Genomic DNA, 19196 nt, shown 5'->3' with positions numbered 1-19196 from the left:
GAACAATTCATGTTTTACGATTTAGCCCGCCGTTTTATGTTCACCCGAGATGCTGAATGGGCACATGAGTTTGCGCTTAATAATTTACGCCGTTTTGCACACACCCCTTTAAACACAGCTTGGTCACAACAACTACAAAACAAACCAGTTAATTTTTTAGGCCTTGAGTTTAAAAACCCTGTGGGTTTGGCTGCAGGTTTAGATAAAAACGCTGAGTGTATTGATGCCTTTAGCCAAATGGGCTTTGGTTTTGTAGAAGTTGGCACGGTTACCCCGCGCCCGCAAGCAGGTAATGATAAGCCGCGCATTTTTAGATTACCGCAATCAAATGCCATTATTAACCGAATGGGCTTTAATAATAAAGGGGTCGATAATTTAGTTAATAACGTAAAAAATGCCAAGTACACCGGTATTTTAGGTATTAATATTGGTAAAAATAAAGATACCCCAAATGAGCAAGGTAAAGACGACTACATTCATTGTATGCGTAAAGTGTTCGAGCATGCTTCGTATATTACGGTCAATATTTCATCTCCAAATACACCAGGGCTGCGCGATTTACAATATGGTGCCGCGTTAGATGATTTACTGCAAAGTTTAAAGAATGAACAGCTCGATTTAATTGCCAAGCATAATAAGCAAGTACCTATGCTGGTTAAAATAGCGCCAGATCTTGATCAAATCCAAATTGAGCAGGTTAGCGAGTCACTATTAACTAATCAAATTGATGGCGTAATTGCAACAAATACTACGCTTGAACGTAGTGCAGTAATGGGTCAGCAATACGCCGATGAGGCGGGTGGTTTATCTGGCAGCCCTGTAAGAGAGCGCTCTACACACGTTGTTAGCGAACTTAAACGTTTAACACAAGGTAAATTACCAATTATTGGTGTAGGCGGTATTGATGATGCGCAATCAGCTCAAGAAAAGCTAAATGCAGGCGCAAATTTAGTGCAGGTTTATACTGGGTTCATCTACAAAGGGCCACAATTGGTAAAATCGATCGTTGATTCCTTATAAGGATCAGTTATGTAAGCTTTTGATCGTTCAATAAATGTTCTAAACAAATGTTTTAAAAATGGTCAAAAGCCGTTATAATCTAATATTAATGTCTTAATTAAAAATAAATTTTTAAACAAGGAGGAGGCAAATGTTACAAGCAACAAAACAATGGCAGTGGATTGCATGTGCAAATAAAAACCGCTTACTACTTGATTTAAATGACGATATGCAACTATGCACACCGTATAAATTAAGACAACTCACCGACTGTGTATTTGAAAACCCGCGTTTTAGCTTAGAAGATGCTGCTTTTTATGAACAGGTATATAACTACTTAGATGGTTTTGAGCTGTATAAGCCTGCACAAATTTGCCAAATTGCGCTCAATGCAACCGCTGTAAAATTTCATTTAAAACCGGTACTGGCTAAAAGTTGGTTTTTTGAAGAGTACACTGGCAGCCAGCCAAGTACAGAAGCCATCGTTAAACTTACCTCAAAAGCGCAAACCGGTGAGTTTTTAATTGTTGAACATTGCCCTGATGCTTCAATTTGCCTAAACCTTAACGAAACATTCAAACTTGATGATAACTTGTCTCTTGAACAGTTTGAAGTTATCCGCGTTTTAAACAATCGTGTTCACCCTCTATTACTTGAGCAATATCACACTAAATCAGCTTAGCAAATTTACAAATCGAGCTGCGTTTATCAAGTGTTTGTCAGTCAACCTATGTTATAATCCTGCGCAATTAGCTATTAAGGGTTATTACTTTGCAATTTATCGCACTTACTTCTATCGGAATCGAAAATTTACTTGTTGATGAACTAACAGAATTAGGCGCCGTCGTGTCTAAACAAACTGTGGGTTCTGTTCGCTTTGAGGCAGATTCAACATTGGCGCAAAAGGTTTGTCTATCAACTCGTTATGCAACACGTGTGCTGATGCTTATTGAAGAAAAAGAAGGCGTTAATGATAAAGATAGCCTGTATAAATTTGCTCGTTTTCAGCCATGGCAAGAATGGTTTGGCCCTACCCAAACATTTGCCGTTGATTTTAATGGTACCAACGACTCTTTAAAAAATACCCAGTTTTCAGGCTTGGTAATTAAAGATGCAATTGTTGACTACTTTAACGATTTATACGAACAGCGCCCAAATGTAGATAAGCAAGATGCCAATGTGCGTGTTGTGGCGCGTTTAAACCGCCATGGTGTGGCATTGTACATTGATTACTCGGGTCCTCGTTTATCTGAGCGCGGTTATCGCCAAGGCCAAGGTAAAGCGCCTATTAAAGAGCACTTAGCGGCCGCGATTATTAAACGCAGTGGTTGGCTTGAAAATGTAAATCAACCTTTATTTGACCCATGTTGTGGTGCCGGCACTATTTTAATAGAAGCGGCGGGCATGGCGCGTAACGAAGCACCTGGTTTATTTAGAGAAGGGTTTGCTTTTGAGCGTTTACCTAGTTTTAGAGCGGCCAAATTTAAGCAACTGCGTGAAGAATTAATTGAGCAAATTACCGATCCTAAATTGTGGTTAATTGGCCACGATTACGATGCGCAAGTTCTTGATAAAGCCATTGCCAATGCCGAGCGTGCGGAGCTGGGTAATGTTATAAAATTTAAGCAAAGTGATGCAACTAAGCTTACCTCTGTTGCTAAATTACCCGGGGTGGTTATTTCTAACTTACCGTACGGCGAACGTATTGGCTCTATGGCTGAGCTGGTAAATTTACACCGCAGCATGGGCGTGAGTTTTAAAAAGCACTTTAATCATTGGAAGCTTGCGTTACTAGGCATGGATGAAAGCCTATTTAAGCTGTTAAAACTGGTCAAACAAAAGCGTTATAAATTTAAAAACGGCCCATTAGATGTAGAGCTAAATTTATATCAGTTAGATGATAAACAGGTAAGCCTGACAAGCGATGACAAACCAGCTCTTAATTTTGAAGGCTCAATGTCGTTTGCTAATCGTTTGAAAAAGAACAAACAAGGCCTAAAAAATTGGCTTAAACAAAACGAAGTACAAGCTTATCGCGTATACGATGCTGATATTCCTGAATACAATGTAGCGGTTGATATTTACGGCGACTCTGCTGTTATTTTTGAATACGCAGCACCTAAAGAAATTGACGAAAAAACATCAGAAAAGCGTCTTCAAGATGTGATCAGCTTAACTGCACAGCAGCTAAACATAGCGCCTGAAAACATAGCCGTTAAAGTGCGTAAAAAACAAAAAGGGGAAGAGCAGTACACCCCAATGGCTAAACAAAACCGTACTATGGTGGTGGAAGAATTTGGCGCTAAGCTTAAAGTAAACCTGTTTGATTACCTCGATACAGGGCTGTTTTTAGATCATCGTTTAGCACGTCGTTATATTCAGCAAAATGCAAAAGACAAACGCTTTTTAAACTTATTTGCCTACACAGGTACAGCCTCTGTGCACGCGGCATTAGGGGGGGCAAAAGCAATTACCACCGTTGATTTATCAAAAACCTACCTTAAGTGGGGCCAAGATAACTTTGCGCTAAATGATATTAGCAATACTCGCTACCGTTTTGAGCAAGCTGATTGTTTAAAATGGCTAGAATACGCACAAGGCCAATACGATTTAATCTTTTTAGACCCCCCTACGTTTTCTAATTCTAAACGAATGAAAGACGCGTTTGATGTGCAGACCGATCATATAAAATTACTTACTTGGGTTAAAAAAATCTTGAGTCCGTCGGGTACATTAATTTTTTCTAATAACAAACGTGGTTTTGTAATGGATGAAGTAGGTTTAATGGGCTTAGGCTTAAAAGCTGAAAATATTTCAGAAAAAACGTTATCACCTGATTTCAAACGTAATAAAAAAATACACAACAGTTGGTTAATTACCCATGGCTAATTATGTTTTATACCACACCGATGGCTGTCATTTATGTGAGCAAGCCGAGCAGGTTTTATTATCGGTTTTGGATAAAAATAGTAAGCTTAAATTAATTGATATACTCACTGATGAGCAGCTAATAGCGCGTTTTCAGTTAAGTATTCCCGTATTTGAGAGCAAAAGCGGCCACCATTTGTATTGGCCGTTTGATGCACAAACAGTGCATGAATTTTTAGCGCAAGAATAAAAGAGCAGTATTTATGGATTTGATTAGAATACAAAAAGCGCAGTTAGCTTATGGTACGCACCCATTACTTGATGATGCTGATGCAGTGATAGAAAGCGGTGAGCGCGTCTGTATTGTAGGGCGAAATGGGGCGGGTAAATCTACACTTTTAAAAGTACTAGATGGCCAAGTTATTTTAGATGATGGTGAAATTAACCAGCTTGGCGGGATCAAAATATCTCGCTTAGAGCAAGATCCTCCTAAAGGAGCAAATGGCTCAGTATTCGACTATGTAGCTCAGGGTATGCCTGATATTGCTAATTTGCTGATTGATTATCATCATGTAAGCACACAGTTACAAACCGATTGTACCGACAAACTGCTAAATAAGCTTGAGCGTTTATCTAACGATTTAGAAGCGTGTGACGGTTGGCGTTTTGATTCGCGTATTCAATTAGTACTAACGCGTTTAGAGCTTAGCCCAGATGCTAAATTAGAGTCGCTCTCAGGTGGTTGGTTGCGTAAAGTTGCTTTAGCACGTGCTCTTGTGAGTGAGCCTGACTTATTGTTACTTGATGAACCAACAAACCATTTAGACGTAGACAGTGTTAAATGGCTAGAACAGTTTTTAAAAGAATTTAAAGGCGGTATTGTATTTATATCGCATGACCGTGCGTTTATCCGTGCTGTTGCAACGCGTATTTTAGATTTAGATCGCGGTAAACTTATCTCTTATCCTGGTGATTACGCGACCTACCTTGAACAAAAAGCGCATGACTTAAAAGTAGAAGAATCACAAAATGCACTTTTTGATAAGCGTTTAGCAGAGGAAGAGGCCTGGATACGCCAAGGGGTTAAAGCCCGTCGTACCCGCAACGAAGGCCGTGTACGTGAACTTAAACAGTTACGTGTTGAGCGCAAAGCCCGTGTAGAGCAAGTAGGTAAAACCGATTTTAATATTGAAACGGCAGATAGATCAGGCAAGCTAGTGTTTGAGGCAAAACACCTTAGTCATGCATTTAAAGATAAAGTGATTGCTAATGATTTTTCTACCCTTGTTATGCGCGGTGACCGCATTGGCTTAGTAGGCCCAAATGGTATTGGTAAAACTACCTTACTTAAACTGCTGTTTGGTGATTTAGAAGCCGATAGCGGCCATGTTAAACAAGGCGTTAATTTAGAATTTGCTTACTTTGACCAATATAGGCAAAAGCTTGATGAAGAGGCCACTGTTCAAGATAACGTTGCCGAGGGTAAACAAGAGGTAATGATGGGCGGGCGTTCTCGTCATGTACTTGGTTACCTGCAAGACTTTTTGTTTCCACCGGCACGTGCGCGTACACCTGTAAAAGCACTCTCTGGTGGTGAGAAAAACAGGCTTTTACTTGCAAAACTATTTCTAAAACCCTCAAATATTTTAGTACTCGATGAGCCAACCAATGACTTGGATATTGAAACATTAGAGTTACTCGAAGAAATTATTAATCAGTATCAGGGTACTGTGCTTATAGTAAGCCATGACCGTGAATTTATTGATAATACGTGTAGTAGTGTATGGGCGTTTGAAGGTGATGGCAAAATAACTGATATGGTAGGGGGTTACACCGATTACCAAGCTTATTTAAGCTATTTAGCTGAGCAGGAAAAACAGCAACAAGCACCAAAAAAAGACGTTAAACCTGCGCCTGTAGCCGCGGCAAAGCCTGAAAATAAAACCACTAAGCTTTCTTACAAATTAAAACTTGAATTAGAGCAACTACCCAATAAAATGGAACAACTTGAAGCCGCTGTAGAAGCGCAGCAAGCTGTAGTGAGCGATCCTGACTTTTTCAAACAAGATAGCGACGTAACCACTAATGCATTGAACCATTTAGCAAAACTTGAGTCTGACCTTGAAGCCGCGTTTGAGCGCTGGGAAGAACTTGAAGAATTACAGAATCAGTAGTAAGGATTAAAATGAAATATAAATTACTCGCTGCCAGTATTTTAGCGACATTGAGTACATCTGCATTAAGTGCAACCTATGAATTAACAGAACTAGGTACTCTTGACGGCGCTAAACATTCTTACGTGACTGACGTAAGCGAAAGCGGGCACATTATTGGTACTGCAAACGGATTGTATAATTTACCAATCGATATTAGCTATATCGACTTTACCGAAAGCGTTATTGAAAATGCGTACGATAGTGAAGAGTACAACTTTGAGCTAAGTGATAAAGAAATTACTTTTACACTTGATGATATAGAAAATAACGATGCGGTTTTTAATAACGCCGATGCGCATTCATTTATGGTTAGCTTTTTAGCTGGCAGACCAACGGATTACGAGTACCAAAAGTTAAGCTCGGTAGTTGGTATTAAGTTTGACGATGGCATAGTGACTGAGCAAATACTGTTTGATGAAGAGTCGGTAGATTACGATGGTTTAACGCGTTCGGTTAGTAACTTTTATAATGCGGTAAGCGAAGATGGCGTGAGCGTTGGTTGGAGTGCGGCTCCATATGATAAAGTTTTATTTACGCCAGATGATGAAGATGAAGAAGAAACATGGTTTACCCATGACTTTATTGAGCGCGGAATAGTTATTTCTGAAGATGGAACGCAAAAGGTTGAGTTAGTTCCAGACTTTGACGATTACGGCGGTACTAGCCGAGCTAACGATATTGTTAAAACAAATGACGGATACACTGTCGTTGGTTATGTTTCAACAGGTATTCCTGAAGACAGACTTGATAATATTGAAGATAACTGTGATAACGAAGATGAGCCAACCAATACCTGTGTGGAATTATTAAATTCAAGCGTAACCACCGGCGTATTTGATGAGCGCGCGGTAAAATGGGAGCTTGATGAAGCATTCAATATCACTTCTACTGAAATACTTGGCCTTGCCTTAACGCCAGAAGAAGATGATGACTTTGCTTTTACAAGTACTGCTCTTGCGCTAAATAATAATGGCACAGTGGTGGGCTCTTCAAATGCTCGTTACTATAAAAATGACGACACTATTTTAACAATGCCTGTTTATTTTAAAAATGGTGACGTGTTTAATTTTATAGACCAAGAAGATGATTGGCTTTCTGGTAAAGCGCTTGCTGTCAATGACAACGATGTAATTGTTGGTTATGCATCAAAGCGTATTGAAACCACGATCCGTGATCAGTTTTTCTATCATGATATAAGTACTGGCAATACCGTTTTCCCTACCGGTTACTTTAATAGCTCAAGCGCTTATGGTAATGATATTAATAACCAAGGTTATGTTGTTGGTGAAGGCGAGGTAGGTACATCTGAAAACAGCCGTCGTAAAGAAGCGTTTATATATAAAATTGGTGACGATAAAATTACCAATTTAAACGATTTACTACCTTGTTATGAAACAGACGGTGAAACAGACTACGCCTACACAATGGCTGAAGCGAAAGTCATTAATGAAGACAATGAGATTTTTGGTGTAGCTACCAAAACCGTTGAAAAGCGCGATACCTTTGGTAATGTAGAAACCGATATTGAAGGTAATATTGAGTATGAGAGCGTTGCTGTTGCAGTAAAGCTAACACCTATTGATGGTGAAGTAGAAGACTGTACTCCTATAGAAGAAGAGCTTTATGAAAGAAGCTCAGCAAGCTTCCCTTGGTACACACTGTTATTATTGCCGCTAGTGGGCTTACGCAGAGTATTTAGATTTTAAGCTTTATGCTTTTCATAAAAAAAACCAACTTATAAAAGTTGGTTTTTTTTCGTCTATAATAAAGTGCTTGGCGTTAATTAGTTATCTCAATTTGCTTCATTAAGTCATTCTATTTGAGTACTTTAATAGTTGGCTTTATTACGTATTAGTATTTCGTGCTAACCAGGCTTTGCGCACTGAGCGTCGCCAAATAATATCAATACCTAAATAAGCAATAATAGCGGCAACAGAAGCGCACACCAGTGAGCCAATTAAAAATGCAGGACCGATGGTAGAAAGGCTTTCTAAGAACCATGCCCAACTGGCTTCAAATGCAAAATGCTGCTCTGGTTGATTTAAAACAAGCGTACCTACAAGGTATGAGCCGTAAAATATTGGCGGCATAGTTAGTGGGTTGGTAAGCCACACTAATGCCACAGAAATAGGTAAGTTAACTCTAAATACAATAGCTGCCGCAGCGGCTAAAACCATTTGAAAGGGAACAGGGATGAAGGCAAAAAATAAACCAACTGCAAATGCGCCCCTTGCCGAGCGTCTGTTTAAATGCCATAGGTTGACGTCTTGTAATAGGCGGCCGAATATTCTAAGTGTTTTATGATGCCTAATTTTATTAGGATCAGGTAAAAATCGTTGGATCGTTTTCTTAGGCATTTCAAGCAACCATTTACTTCAGTGTGGATTAGTCTTGGATTTGTAATAGGTTGTATTTCAACCGTATTTTATTATCAAACCCATGAATTTACAGTCATCACAATATCTGTCCTTATTGCGAGCGCCTATTTTAAGCCGTTTTTGAATGTTTTGTTAGGGTTTATTTTAGCTATTTGCTGCATTGTTGTGCACTTTTACCTGTTTTATAGCTATACGTTGCCAAATGATGAAAATAACTATGCTTACCCTGCCACAATTCTTGTTGATGAGGTTATCTCTGCAAAGCAACCACAGTATATAAAAGCAACGTTATTAAAGTTAAATGGGGATGAAATTCACAAATTTAAAGCACCTAAAGCCATGTTAAGTGTCGATTCTGCACAGCTTATTAAGCAGGGCGATACTTTTGAGGCAATAATAGCGCTGAAAAAATTCAGAACAATTAAAAATATCGGTGTGTTTGATAATAATGTGCATGCCTTTAAACAACGCATATTATTTAAAGGCAAAGTACTTAATAAGCAATTGCGCATTACTAACGCGGCTTCACCTTCAATAATTTATAAATACAGGGCGTTTTTAAAACACACTTATCAAAAAACAACGCTTAACTGGCTTTATTATGCATTGCTTAGTGGTGATAAATCACTGATGTCGTTTGAAAATAAACAAACAATGCAAAGTTTAGGGCTCAGCCATTTATTAGCCATTTCAGGGTTGCACATAGGGCTTATATTCAGCTGTTTTTATTTACTGAGTAAGTACACAGCATACGTTTTGAAAATTAATGTATTGCAGTCTATTAATTTAACTATTATTTATTGTTTTATCGGCTGGTTAGCGGCATTTATATATGTTTATTTAAGTGAATTTTTACTCTCAGCGACTCGCGCATTTATTATGTTAAGTTGCGTGTTAGGTCTTTACTTTATTGCCAAACAGCCACTGCGCTGGCGAAGCATTCTATATGCTTTAGTCGCTGTATTACTCATCAATCCTTTTAATGTTTTAAACCCAGGTTTATATTTTTCTTTTATTGCGGTTGCAATTATTTTCCTTGTTATAAAGCACCTTCCTAAAACTAAATATAATTGGCTTAGCGTGTTTATAGCGCTGTGTATTATTCAGCTTGCTTTATTTATTGGGCTTTTGCCTATTACCCTTATTTATTTTAATGGGGTAAGTATTGCTGGGTTGGTTATTAATTTATTGGCAATTCCATTATTAAGCGTGGCGATCATGCCACTTTTGCTGCTATTTACGATAATAAGTGCTGTGGTAGATATAACGCCCGTCATTTTATTATTCGATAGTGTACTTATAACATTGTTTAAGTATATGGATGCAATCCCTTGGCATTACAGATGGTTAGATATAGCTAAACCGCCTACATTGTACTTAGTCGCAGCTTATCTATGCATACTAATCACTTGGTTTAGCCCCTTTAAACGTTTAGCACTCATTCCTCTATGCGTTACATTAATAGATTATCTGTATTTACCAAAGCCACTTTGGCAATTGCATGTGTTTGATGTTGGGCACGGATTAATGACGTTACTCGAAAAAGACAATCAAGCGCTGGTTTATGATTTTGGCCCGAGTTATTTTAACCGTTTTAGCCGTACATACAGTGTGTTAATTCCTTATTTGAAAACACATAACTTAACGGTCAGTGATGCAATTATAAGCCATCAAGACAACGACCATGCAGGGGGCGCAGCACATTTTATTAATGCAGGGTTTGGTGAAAGCTTTAAGCGGTTTCACCCACATGGAATAACCACACAGTGTATGTCTTTAGATTATAACTTTAATGGATTGCGCATTAGCAGCTTTGCTGATAACACATTTAATAACGAAAATGATAATTCGTGTGTGCTTTTAATCAAATCACCCCAACTTACTATGTTATTAACGGGTGATATTTCTAAAGCACGTGAGCTGAGCCTTATTAAAACTCACTCATTACAAGCCGATGTGATTTTAAGCCCTCATCATGGCAGCGATACGTCTTCAAGCACGGAATTTATCAACCATGTAAATCCACATACGGTTATTCATTCAACAGCTTTTCAAGGCCAATGGCAATTTCCAAGTGAAAAAGTGGTTTCGCGCTACAAAGCAGTAAATGCTAAACAATATGTTACGGCACTTGATGGGCAAATTACGGTAAGTATTTATCAAGATAGCTTTAAAGTGACAACGGCGCGCAAACACGAAAGTTATTGGTTTATAGAAGATTGACGTTTAGTTTTAACGGTTTGAAGGATACAATAAGGGCTGTAATTGTATAACGAGAGTAATATGAGTCAAAGTACTACACAAATTTATAAACGGTTGATTTCTTACGTTGGTGATTATAAAAGCGTTGCCTTCGTCGCTATTATTGGAATGATCGGCTATTCGGGTATGGATGCTTTATTTATTCAATTAATGAAACCCTTTATTGATGAAGGCCTAAACCAACGTAATAGCGAAGTGCTAGCTTATGCCCCATTTGTGGTAATTGCGCTGGTAATAGGGCGTGGTCTGTTTAATTTTATGTCTTCGTATTGCCTAAGCTATGTAGGCTCGCAAGTAGTTCGTTCGTTACGCCAGCAGTTATTTGAACACATATTACATTTGCCTGTTTCGTTTCATGATAAAAACTCAACAGGTGATTTAATTTCAAAAATTACTTTTGATACAGAACAAGTTCAGCAAGCGATCACCAAAGCACTGTTAATTGTTGTAAGAGAAGGCGCTTTTGTCGTTTTTCTACTTGCCCTTATGTTTTATACCAGCTGGCAGCTTTCGCTGATTTTTTTAGTGATCATTCCATTAGTGGCAATTATTGTAACGTTTGTGTCTAAACGCTTTCGCCATATTTCGAAAAATATACAGTCTGCAATGGGGCAGGTCACCCGTAGCTCTGAGCAAATGCTAAGTGGACACAAAGTTATTCATGGTTTTGGTGGGCAAAAACAAGAAATCGACCAGTTTTCAAAAATCAATAATCATAATCGCCAGCAACGTATTAAAATGGATGCCACTAAAGCGTTAAGCGTGTCGGTAATTCAAGTGCTTGCAGCAAGTGCAATGGCTGTTATTTTGTGGGTTGTATCTATGCCTTCAATGATAGATACGATCAGCTCTGGCGATTTTATGGTACTCATTTCTTCTATGATGATGCTTTTACGCCCGCTTAAACAATTAGCAAACGTGAACAGTGATATGCAGCGCGGTATTTCTGCAGCGCAAAGTATTTTTTTAGTTTTAGATGAAGAAATTGAAAAAGACAAAGGGACTTACAGCGTAGATAAAGTGAAGGGCGAAATTGAGGTTAAAAACGTGACCTTTAAATACCCAACTAAAGATGAAGCTGTTTTAAATAACCTATCAATAAGTATAAAAGCCGGTGAAAGCATCGCGCTTGTAGGGCGTTCAGGCTCGGGTAAATCGACTATTTCTAATTTATTACCGCGTTATTATGATTTAGAAGCACCAAGTGAAATTTTATTAGATGGCGTTGCGCTTGAGAAATATAAACTGGCTGATTTACGCCGCCAGTTTGCCTTAGTATCTCAGCAAGTTGTGTTATTTAACGACACAATTGCTAATAATATTTGTTATGGCATAAGCCGCGAAATAACACCGCAGCAATTAGAAGAGGTGGTTAAACAAGCCCACGTGTGGGAATTTGTTAAAGGCCTACCTGAGCAGCTCAATACCATGGTCGGTGAAAACGGGGTGATGCTCTCTGGTGGTCAACGTCAACGTATAGCAATTGCTCGCGCTATATTAAAAGATGCACCTATTTTAATTTTAGATGAAGCAACTTCAGCCTTAGACACAGAGTCTGAAAAACTAATTCAGCAAGCTCTTGATACCCTTATGCAAGACAAAACGTCTATTGTAATAGCCCATCGTCTTTCAACCATTGAGAACAGCGACAAAATATACGTTATTGATGGTGGGCGGGTGATTGAAAGTGGCGATCATCAGAGTTTACTAGCTAAAGATGGTACTTATTCAGCTCTATGTAAAATGCAGTTTGGTGAGCACGGGTGAGTAAAATAGAGCAAAGCTGGTATAAACCATTTAGTTTTATAACGCTACTTTTACTGCCATTAGCTGCGCTTTTTTGGTTAATTTCAAGTATTAGGAAATGGGTTTTTAAGGTTGGCTTTGCCACGCCTTTTAAAGCTAAATCTAAAGTGATTGTGGTGGGCAATATAAGTGTAGGTGGGAATGGCAAAACGCCATTTGTGTTATGGCTTTACGAATACTTGTCAGAGCTAGGCCTAAAAGTGGGCATTATCAGCCGAGGTTACGGCGGTAAAGCCAACAGTTACCCGCTGGTGGTAGAGCGCGGCGTAACAAGTGCACAAGCCGGTGATGAGCCAATACTTTTATTTAATCGCTTAAAATGTCCGCTTGTTGTTGGACCCGATAGAAAAGCCAACATTACATTATTAGAGCAGCAATTTTGTGTGGATGTCATAATCTCAGATGATGGTATGCAGCATTATAAAATGGCACGCGATATAGAGTGCTGCATTGTTGATAGCCAAAGGCGATTTGGTAATGGCTTTGTTATGCCTGCAGGGCCATTACGTGAAACCACAAACAGATTAAATAGCGTTGATTTAGTGATTGAAAACGGGGGAGATGCATCCCACAGCTACGTTTTGCAAACTGGTGCACTTAAACACGTTGCTAACAATACCCCTGTGAATAAAACAATTGAAAAAGGCCATGCGGTAAGTGCCATTGGTAACCCACAACGTTTTGAAAATTCATTAAAGGGGCAAAATATTCAGCTGCTTTCGACTCATCATTACCGAGATCACTATGCTTATAGCATGGCTGATTTTACTCAATTTAATGATGATAACGTATTAATGACAGAAAAAGATGCAGTAAAATGTAGAGACTTTGCAAAAGATACTTGGTACTACCTACCCGTAAATGCAAAACCTACTGACGCTGTAATACATAAATTAGATTTATTATTAAAACAAAAAGGGATCCTCAATGGCCTTTGATACAAAATTACTTGAAATAATTGCTTGTCCTGTGTGTAAAGGAAAGCTTCGTTTTGATAAAGAAAATGCAGAACTTATTAGTACTGCAGCTAAACTTGCATACCCAGTACGCGATGATATACCGGTACTTTTAGAAAATGAGGCGCGTGAGCTATCTCAAGATGAGGTTGATAAGTGGAATTCGTAGTTGTTATACCTGCACGTTACGCGTCTACCCGTTTGCCTGGCAAACCATTAGCTGACATATGCGGTAAACCTATGATTCAACACGTGTATGAAAAAGCGTGTTTGTCAGGTGCAAGTAAAGTGGTTATTGCAACCGATCATCAAAAAGTTTTTGATGCTGTTAAATTGTTCACAAACGATGTGCTGATGACGCGAGAAGATCATCAATCGGGTACTGAACGTTTAGCAGAGGTTGTTGACTTACTTAAGCTAGACGCAGAAACCCTGGTGGTAAATGTACAAGGCGATGAGCCATTACTTGCCAGCGAAAACGTCTCGCAAGTTGCCACTTTACTAAATAATTCAAGCGCGCCAATGGCAACATTAAGTGTAGCCATTGAAGAGCAAGACGAAGTGTTTAATCCTAATGCCGTGAAGGTTGTTAGTGATATTAATAAAAATGCGTTGTACTTTTCACGTGCCAGTATTCCGTTTGACAGAAGCGCGATGTTAAATAACGACAGTGTGTTAGATATAACGCCTTTTCAGCGCCATGTGGGTATATATGCTTATCGTGCGGGCTTCATTAAACAGTATATTGAGCTAAGTGTATCGCCGCTTGAAGTACTTGAGTCGCTAGAGCAACTTAGGGTGTTGTACCATGGTTACGCTATCAAAATTGAGCAGGCCAAAGTAACACCACATGCAGGGGTTGATACGGCCGAGGATTTAGAAAAAGTGATTGCCTACCTAAAAGCTAAGCAAGCCTAATAATGGTTAAAAGTGAATTACCCATAGTATTTAGCCACGCTGATTTTTACATATTTGAAAAACCAGCGGGGCTTAATTTTCACTCAGAAGGTGAAAAAGGGTTTGTGGTACTAGCTGAGCAGCAAACCGGCGAAAAATTATTTGCTGTACACCGCCTTGATAAAGTGACATCTGGCCTTATTATTCTTAGTCGCAATAAAGAAGCCGCTGCTAAATTTACGTCTCTTTTTACTGAGCACGCAATAAACAAGTTTTACTTAGCGATAAGCAATGCTAAACCTAAAAAAAAGCAAGGGTGGATAAAAGGTGATATGACTAAGTCTCGCAGGGGCATGTTTAAGCTTTTACCGACCCTGCAAAACCCGGCTATTACCCGCTTTTATTCTTTTAGTTATAAGCCGGGGTTTAGAGCGTATATTTTAAAGCCGTATTCGGGTAAAACCCACCAACTTAGAGTGGCATTGAAAAGTTTAGGGGCACCAATTTTAGGCGATACACTTTATAGTGGCAGCAAAGCTGAGCGGGCGTATCTCCATGCCTATGCGTTAAGTTTTTTATGGCATGGGGAGCAAATTAATTGCTCTTTGCTACCTACTACGGGTGATGAGTACCAGCAATTAATTAATCATCAAGAATTTCAAGCATGGCAATCGCCGTGGCAACTGGATTGGTAAATGAGCGAACAAGTAACAGATATTCGTTTTGGCGGGATCAAACGCCTATACGGTAACCAACAATTTGACTGGCTACAACAAGCCCATTTTTGTGTAGTGGGGATAGGCGGTGTAGGAAGTTGGGCCGCCGAAGCTTTAGCACGTACAGGCGTGGGTAAAGTCACTTTAATTGATTTAGATGATATTTGCGCGACGAACGTAAATAGGCAAATTCATGCACTTAGCGGCAGTATTGGCCAAGCCAAAGTAGATGCAATGAAAAGTCGCTGCGAACTGATAAACCCAGAGTGTAAAGTAACTGTGATAGATGACTTTATTACTCTTGAAAATATTCGTGAGCATATTCAAGGTTTTGATTACGTTATTGACTGTATTGATGCAGTTAAAGAAAAAGCAGCGCTTATTGCTCATTGTAAGCGCAATAAAATGCCTATTATTACTACTGGTGGGGCGGGTGGGCAAACTGATCCTAGCCAAATAACATTTGGTGATGTAGCTAAAACCACGCAAGATCCGCTACTTGCTAAAGTGCGTTATATTTTACGCAAACAATATAATTTTAGTAACAACCCTAAACGCAAATTTAATATTGATTGTGTGTACTCAACTGAGCAACTTGTTTACCCAGGCAGTGATGGCAGTGTATGCCATGCTAAACAAAATGCTGATGGTACTATGAATATGGATTGTAATAACGGGTTTGGCTCGGTAACTATGATCACCGGAAGTTTTGGCTTTTTTGTAGCGGCTAAAGCGGTACGTAAATATTTAGATAAAAAACAGCGTTTACAACAAGCTCAATAGTTTAATTGAGCTTGTTAGTTGCCATGCTTTGAATTGCCTCGACCATGGCTTTTATTCCGTTCCCTCGAGATGCACTTAGGTGTTTAATTAAGCCTAACTTTTCAAATTCGTCATACGCATTAATATTCACGACTTCTTCAGGTGTTAGGCCATTATAAAGCGCTAAAATTATCGCTAATAAGCCTTTTACAATGCGGGTGTCTGAATCGCCAATAACCACTAAACGATTCTCGCTATCGTCAAACTCCATAAACATCCACACTTTGCTCTCACACCCTGGCACCAGTGCGTCATCGGTTTTAAGTACATCCGCTAAAGCGGGAAGTGTTTTGCCCAGAAGCATTATTTCGCGATATTTTTGCTGCCAAGATTGCGCCTGTTGTATAGGTTTTACTACGTTTTTAAACGTATTTGTCATGAGTTATCCTAAATTAGTCTAATAATTCAATCGATTCTTTCAAGGCATTGATGAAATTATCAACATCTTGATGGGTATTATAAAATGCAAAGCTTGCTCGAACAGTGCCTTTTATCCCTAAATGGTGCATTAATGGTTGCGTACAATGGTGTCCACTGCGCACTGCAATACCAAATCCGTCAAGCAAAGTTGCCAAATCGTAGGGGTGTTCACTTTTATAATTAAAACTAAGAGTGCCAATATTATTGTTTAGGTCGCTATAAATAGTAATACCGTCAATTTTACTCAACTGTGTGGCTGCATAATTAAAAATAGCCTGCTCATGGCGCTGTAACTGTTCTATGTTTAGGGCTGATAAATAATCAATTGCTGCACTGAAGCCAATGACGCCGGCTATATTTGGGGTGCCGGTCTCAAATTTAGCAGGAGCGTCTCTGTAGGTGGTTTTTTCAAGGGTTACAGTATCTATCATCTCACCACCCGTTTGATACGGGGTAAGCGCATTAAGTAATTCATAGCGACCATATAAGCCTCCTACACCCGTAGGGCCAAGCATTTTATGCGCTGAGAATACATAAAAATCACATCCAAGCTGCTTTAAATTAGGGCGTAAATGCATGGCTCCTTGTGCGCCATCAACAACAACTAACGTGCCGACTGCTTTCGCTGCAGCTATTAATGGGGCTAAATTGGTAATATTACCTAATGTGTTAGACGCTTGGCTGATACACATTACCTTTGCTTTAGTATGTGTGATCATGTCTATACAGCGAGCTAAATTAAACGTCGCGTTTTGCTCAAGGGGGAGTGCAGATAGCGTAGCCCCGGTATTTTGCGTTAATACCTGCCAAGGTACAATATTAGCGTGGTGCTCAAGGGGTGTAATTAAAACCGTATCTTCACCAGTAATTTGCCTTTGTAGGCCATGAGCAAGTAAATTTAGCGCCTCTGTCGCGCCTTTTGTCCAGACGATTTCTTTAGCATTTACGTTAAAGTAATCCGCTGTTTTTAATCTTGCTGCTTCATATTGCTCTGTAGCGCGCTCGCTTAAAGTATGGCGGCCTCTGTGAACGTTTGCGTTGCCTAAATTATAAAAACGAGTGGTTACATCAATAACGCTTTGTGGTTTTTGCGAGGTTGCGCCAGAGTCTAAATAAACTAAAGGGTTGCCATTAAGGGTTTGGTTTAACGTAGGGAAGTCGTTGCGGATTTTTGTTATATCAAACTCTTGAGAAGGCATGGCTATTCAACATCTATAAATTTAGGCAGGAATTGTAATCGGTTTCATAAAATTGACAAGCAAAGCGCACAAAAAAGGCCGCAAAAGCGGCCTTTTTTAACTAACTAAGCTTAGCGCTTGTCAGTTGATACGAAGTCACGTTGAGTGTAACCAGTATACATTTGACGAGGGCGGCTGATCTTATGACCAGGTTGAGATAGCATCTCATCCCAGTGAGTGATCCAACCAACAGTACGTGCCATTGCAAAAATTACAGTGAACATGCTTGTTGGAATACCAATCGCTTTTAAGATAATACCTGAGTAGAAATCAACGTTAGGGTAAAGTTTCTTCTCTACAAAGTATGGGTCTTCAAGGGCAATTTGTTCAAGCTTCATTGCAATATCAAGAAGCGGATCTTGAATGTTAAGCTCTTCTAATACTTCGTGACACGTTTGACGCATTACTGTAGCGCGTGGGTCGAAGTTTTTGTAAACACGGTGACCAAAGCCCATAAGACGGAACGGATCAGACTTATCTTTTGCTTTTGCTACGTACTCATCAATACGATCAACAGAACCAATCTCTTCTAACATGTTTAAACATGCTTCGTTAGCACCGCCGTGAGCAGGGCCCCAAAGAGATGCGATACCCGCTGCAATACATGCATATGGGTTAGCGCCTGAAGAACCTGCTAAACGTACTGTTGACGTTGAAGCGTTTTGCTCATGATCAGCATGAAGCATGAAGATTTTATCCATTGCTTTAGCTGTCACAGGGTTAACTTTGTATTCTTCAGCCGGTACAGAGAACATCATGTGTAAGAAGTTTTCTGCGTAGCTTAAATCATTACGTGGGTAAACAAACGGTTGACCAATGTTTGTTTTGTACGCCATAGCTGCAATAGTCGGTAATTTAGCGACAAGTTTAATCGCGCTTGTTTTACGTTGGCTTGCATCAGTAATATCAAGATCTTCGTGGTAAAAAGAAGATAATGCGCCTACTACACCACATAGCATTGCCATTGGGTGAGCATCGAAGCGGAAACCTTGGAAAAAGTTAGCAATTTTCTCATCAAGCATTGTGTTGTGCGTGATTTCTTTTGCAAATGCATCGTATTGCTCTTTAGTTGGTAACTCACCGTTTAATAGTAAGTAACAAAGCTCGATGTAGTTAGAGTCTTCAGCTAATTGCTCAATTGGGTAACCACGGTGAAGTAATACACCTTTACCACCATCAATGTAGGTGATTGCAGATTCACAAGAGCCAGTCGACATGAAACCTGGGTCATAAGTAAAGTGACCGTGTGAACCTAACGTACGTACGTCGATCACATCTTGGCCAGCAGTGCCTTGATAAATTGGAAGTTCGATTGGATCTAGTCCATCAATATGGACTGTGGCTTTTTTATCTGCCATCTATGTATCTCCTATTAAGATATCTATTCTGATTTTTAGATTTTTAAAGTTCTGAAATCTTGTTTTAAGCACATCTTCGCATTTTAACGTGAAAGAGGGGGTTAAAGTCAATTTTTATAAACATTATGCATATATGTATAATAAATATTCGGTATTAATTAAATATTATACTATCGGCTAATTCGCAAACGTCTCTAACTAAACAAGAATTGTAAAACAACCTTTGGGTATATATACTATCGGAGGTTTTAAACCGCTTT

General features: G+C 39.2%; 17 protein-coding genes. 13 read left to right on the top strand and 4 right to left on the bottom strand.

The window, feature by feature from the left end:
- Positions 1–9: 9 nt before the first annotated feature.
- The 6 genes from pyrD (at position 10) to AN390_RS07815 (ending at position 7789) form a co-directional block, all read left to right on the top strand.
- Positions 10–1020 carry a quinone-dependent dihydroorotate dehydrogenase gene (gene pyrD, locus AN390_RS07840; protein WP_054982572.1) on the top strand — a complete coding sequence of 337 codons (1011 nt, stop codon included), beginning with the start codon at positions 10–12 and terminating at the stop codon, positions 1018–1020.
- A 130-nt stretch (positions 1021–1150) separates the two neighbouring features.
- Complete coding sequence (locus AN390_RS07835; RefSeq protein ID WP_055253716.1) at positions 1151–1681, top strand: cell division protein ZapC; 531 nt, start codon at positions 1151–1153, stop codon at positions 1679–1681.
- Positions 1682–1770: 89 nt separating this feature from the next.
- Positions 1771–3888 (top strand): bifunctional 23S rRNA (guanine(2069)-N(7))-methyltransferase RlmK/23S rRNA (guanine(2445)-N(2))-methyltransferase RlmL, encoded by a 2118-nt coding sequence (rlmKL, locus tag AN390_RS07830; RefSeq protein WP_055253714.1) that lies wholly within the window; start codon positions 1771–1773, stop codon positions 3886–3888.
- Positions 3881–4117, top strand: a complete 237-nt coding sequence (locus AN390_RS07825; RefSeq protein ID WP_055253711.1) for a glutaredoxin family protein — start codon at positions 3881–3883, stop codon at positions 4115–4117. The genes rlmKL and AN390_RS07825 overlap by 8 nt, the downstream gene beginning before the upstream one ends.
- Positions 4118–4130: 13 nt before the next feature.
- Entirely contained in the window at positions 4131–6041 is a 1911-nt protein-coding gene (locus AN390_RS07820) for an ABC transporter ATP-binding protein (RefSeq protein ID WP_055253709.1), read from the top strand.
- A gap of 11 nt (positions 6042–6052) precedes the next feature.
- The gene (locus tag AN390_RS07815; protein WP_004586697.1) at positions 6053–7789 is read left to right on the top strand and encodes a DUF3466 family protein; all 1737 of its coding nucleotides are present in this window, start codon (positions 6053–6055) and stop codon (positions 7787–7789) included.
- A gap of 138 nt (positions 7790–7927) precedes the next feature.
- Here AN390_RS07815 and AN390_RS07810 read toward each other — a convergent pair whose 3' ends face one another.
- On the bottom strand, positions 7928–8440 hold the full coding sequence (locus tag AN390_RS07810; protein WP_055253821.1) for a DUF2062 domain-containing protein: 513 nt from the start codon (positions 8438–8440) through the stop codon (positions 7928–7930).
- Here AN390_RS07810 and AN390_RS07805 point away from each other — a divergent pair.
- From AN390_RS07805 to tcdA, 7 genes are read left to right on the top strand one after another with little or no spacing between them, the layout of a single operon-like run.
- On the top strand, positions 8420–10684 hold the full coding sequence (locus tag AN390_RS07805; protein ID WP_055253707.1) for a DNA internalization-related competence protein ComEC/Rec2: 2265 nt from the start codon (positions 8420–8422) through the stop codon (positions 10682–10684). The genes AN390_RS07810 and AN390_RS07805 overlap by 21 nt on opposite strands.
- A gap of 60 nt (positions 10685–10744) precedes the next feature.
- Complete coding sequence (gene msbA / locus AN390_RS07800; protein WP_055253705.1) at positions 10745–12490, top strand: lipid A export permease/ATP-binding protein MsbA; 1746 nt, start codon at positions 10745–10747, stop codon at positions 12488–12490.
- A complete protein-coding gene (lpxK, locus tag AN390_RS07795; protein ID WP_055253703.1) occupies positions 12487–13467 on the top strand; it encodes a tetraacyldisaccharide 4'-kinase in 981 nt (326 codons plus the stop codon). Before msbA ends, lpxK begins: the two co-directional genes overlap by 4 nt.
- The gene (locus AN390_RS07790) at positions 13457–13654 is read left to right on the top strand and encodes a Trm112 family protein (protein ID WP_004586692.1); all 198 of its coding nucleotides are present in this window, start codon (positions 13457–13459) and stop codon (positions 13652–13654) included. Before lpxK ends, AN390_RS07790 begins: the two co-directional genes overlap by 11 nt.
- Positions 13642–14403, top strand: coding sequence for a 3-deoxy-manno-octulosonate cytidylyltransferase (gene kdsB, locus AN390_RS07785; protein ID WP_024033541.1), 762 nt, complete (start codon positions 13642–13644; stop codon positions 14401–14403). Before AN390_RS07790 ends, kdsB begins: the two co-directional genes overlap by 13 nt.
- Positions 14404–14405: 2 nt before the next feature.
- Positions 14406–15077: a TIGR01621 family pseudouridine synthase gene (locus AN390_RS07780; RefSeq protein WP_055253701.1), complete on the top strand. Its 672-nt coding sequence runs from the start codon at positions 14406–14408 to the stop codon at positions 15075–15077.
- On the top strand, positions 15078–15881 hold the full coding sequence (gene tcdA, locus AN390_RS07775; protein ID WP_055253699.1) for a tRNA cyclic N6-threonylcarbamoyladenosine(37) synthase TcdA: 804 nt from the start codon (positions 15078–15080) through the stop codon (positions 15879–15881).
- A 1-nt stretch (position 15882) separates the two neighbouring features.
- Here tcdA and AN390_RS07770 read toward each other — a convergent pair whose 3' ends face one another.
- The 3 genes from AN390_RS07770 to AN390_RS07760 all read right to left on the bottom strand — a co-directional run bounded on the left by AN390_RS07770 (position 15883) and on the right by AN390_RS07760 (position 18936).
- Positions 15883–16299, bottom strand: coding sequence for a SufE family protein (locus AN390_RS07770; RefSeq protein ID WP_004586688.1), 417 nt, complete (start codon positions 16297–16299; stop codon positions 15883–15885).
- Positions 16300–16312: 13 nt separating this feature from the next.
- Positions 16313–17539 carry an aminotransferase class V-fold PLP-dependent enzyme gene (locus tag AN390_RS07765; RefSeq protein WP_055253696.1) on the bottom strand — a complete coding sequence of 409 codons (1227 nt, stop codon included), beginning with the start codon at positions 17537–17539 and terminating at the stop codon, positions 16313–16315.
- A gap of 110 nt (positions 17540–17649) precedes the next feature.
- Positions 17650–18936, bottom strand: coding sequence for a citrate synthase (locus AN390_RS07760; RefSeq protein ID WP_004586686.1), 1287 nt, complete (start codon positions 18934–18936; stop codon positions 17650–17652).
- Positions 18937–19196 lie beyond the last annotated feature (260 nt).

Origin of the sequence: Pseudoalteromonas sp. P1-11 (assembly GCF_001399995.1) — a bacterium.
Taxonomy (GTDB): domain Bacteria; phylum Pseudomonadota; class Gammaproteobacteria; order Enterobacterales; family Alteromonadaceae; genus Pseudoalteromonas; species Pseudoalteromonas atlantica.
Note: the sequence above shows the minus strand (reverse complement) of the source record. Positions and strands in the feature narration are given on the sequence as shown.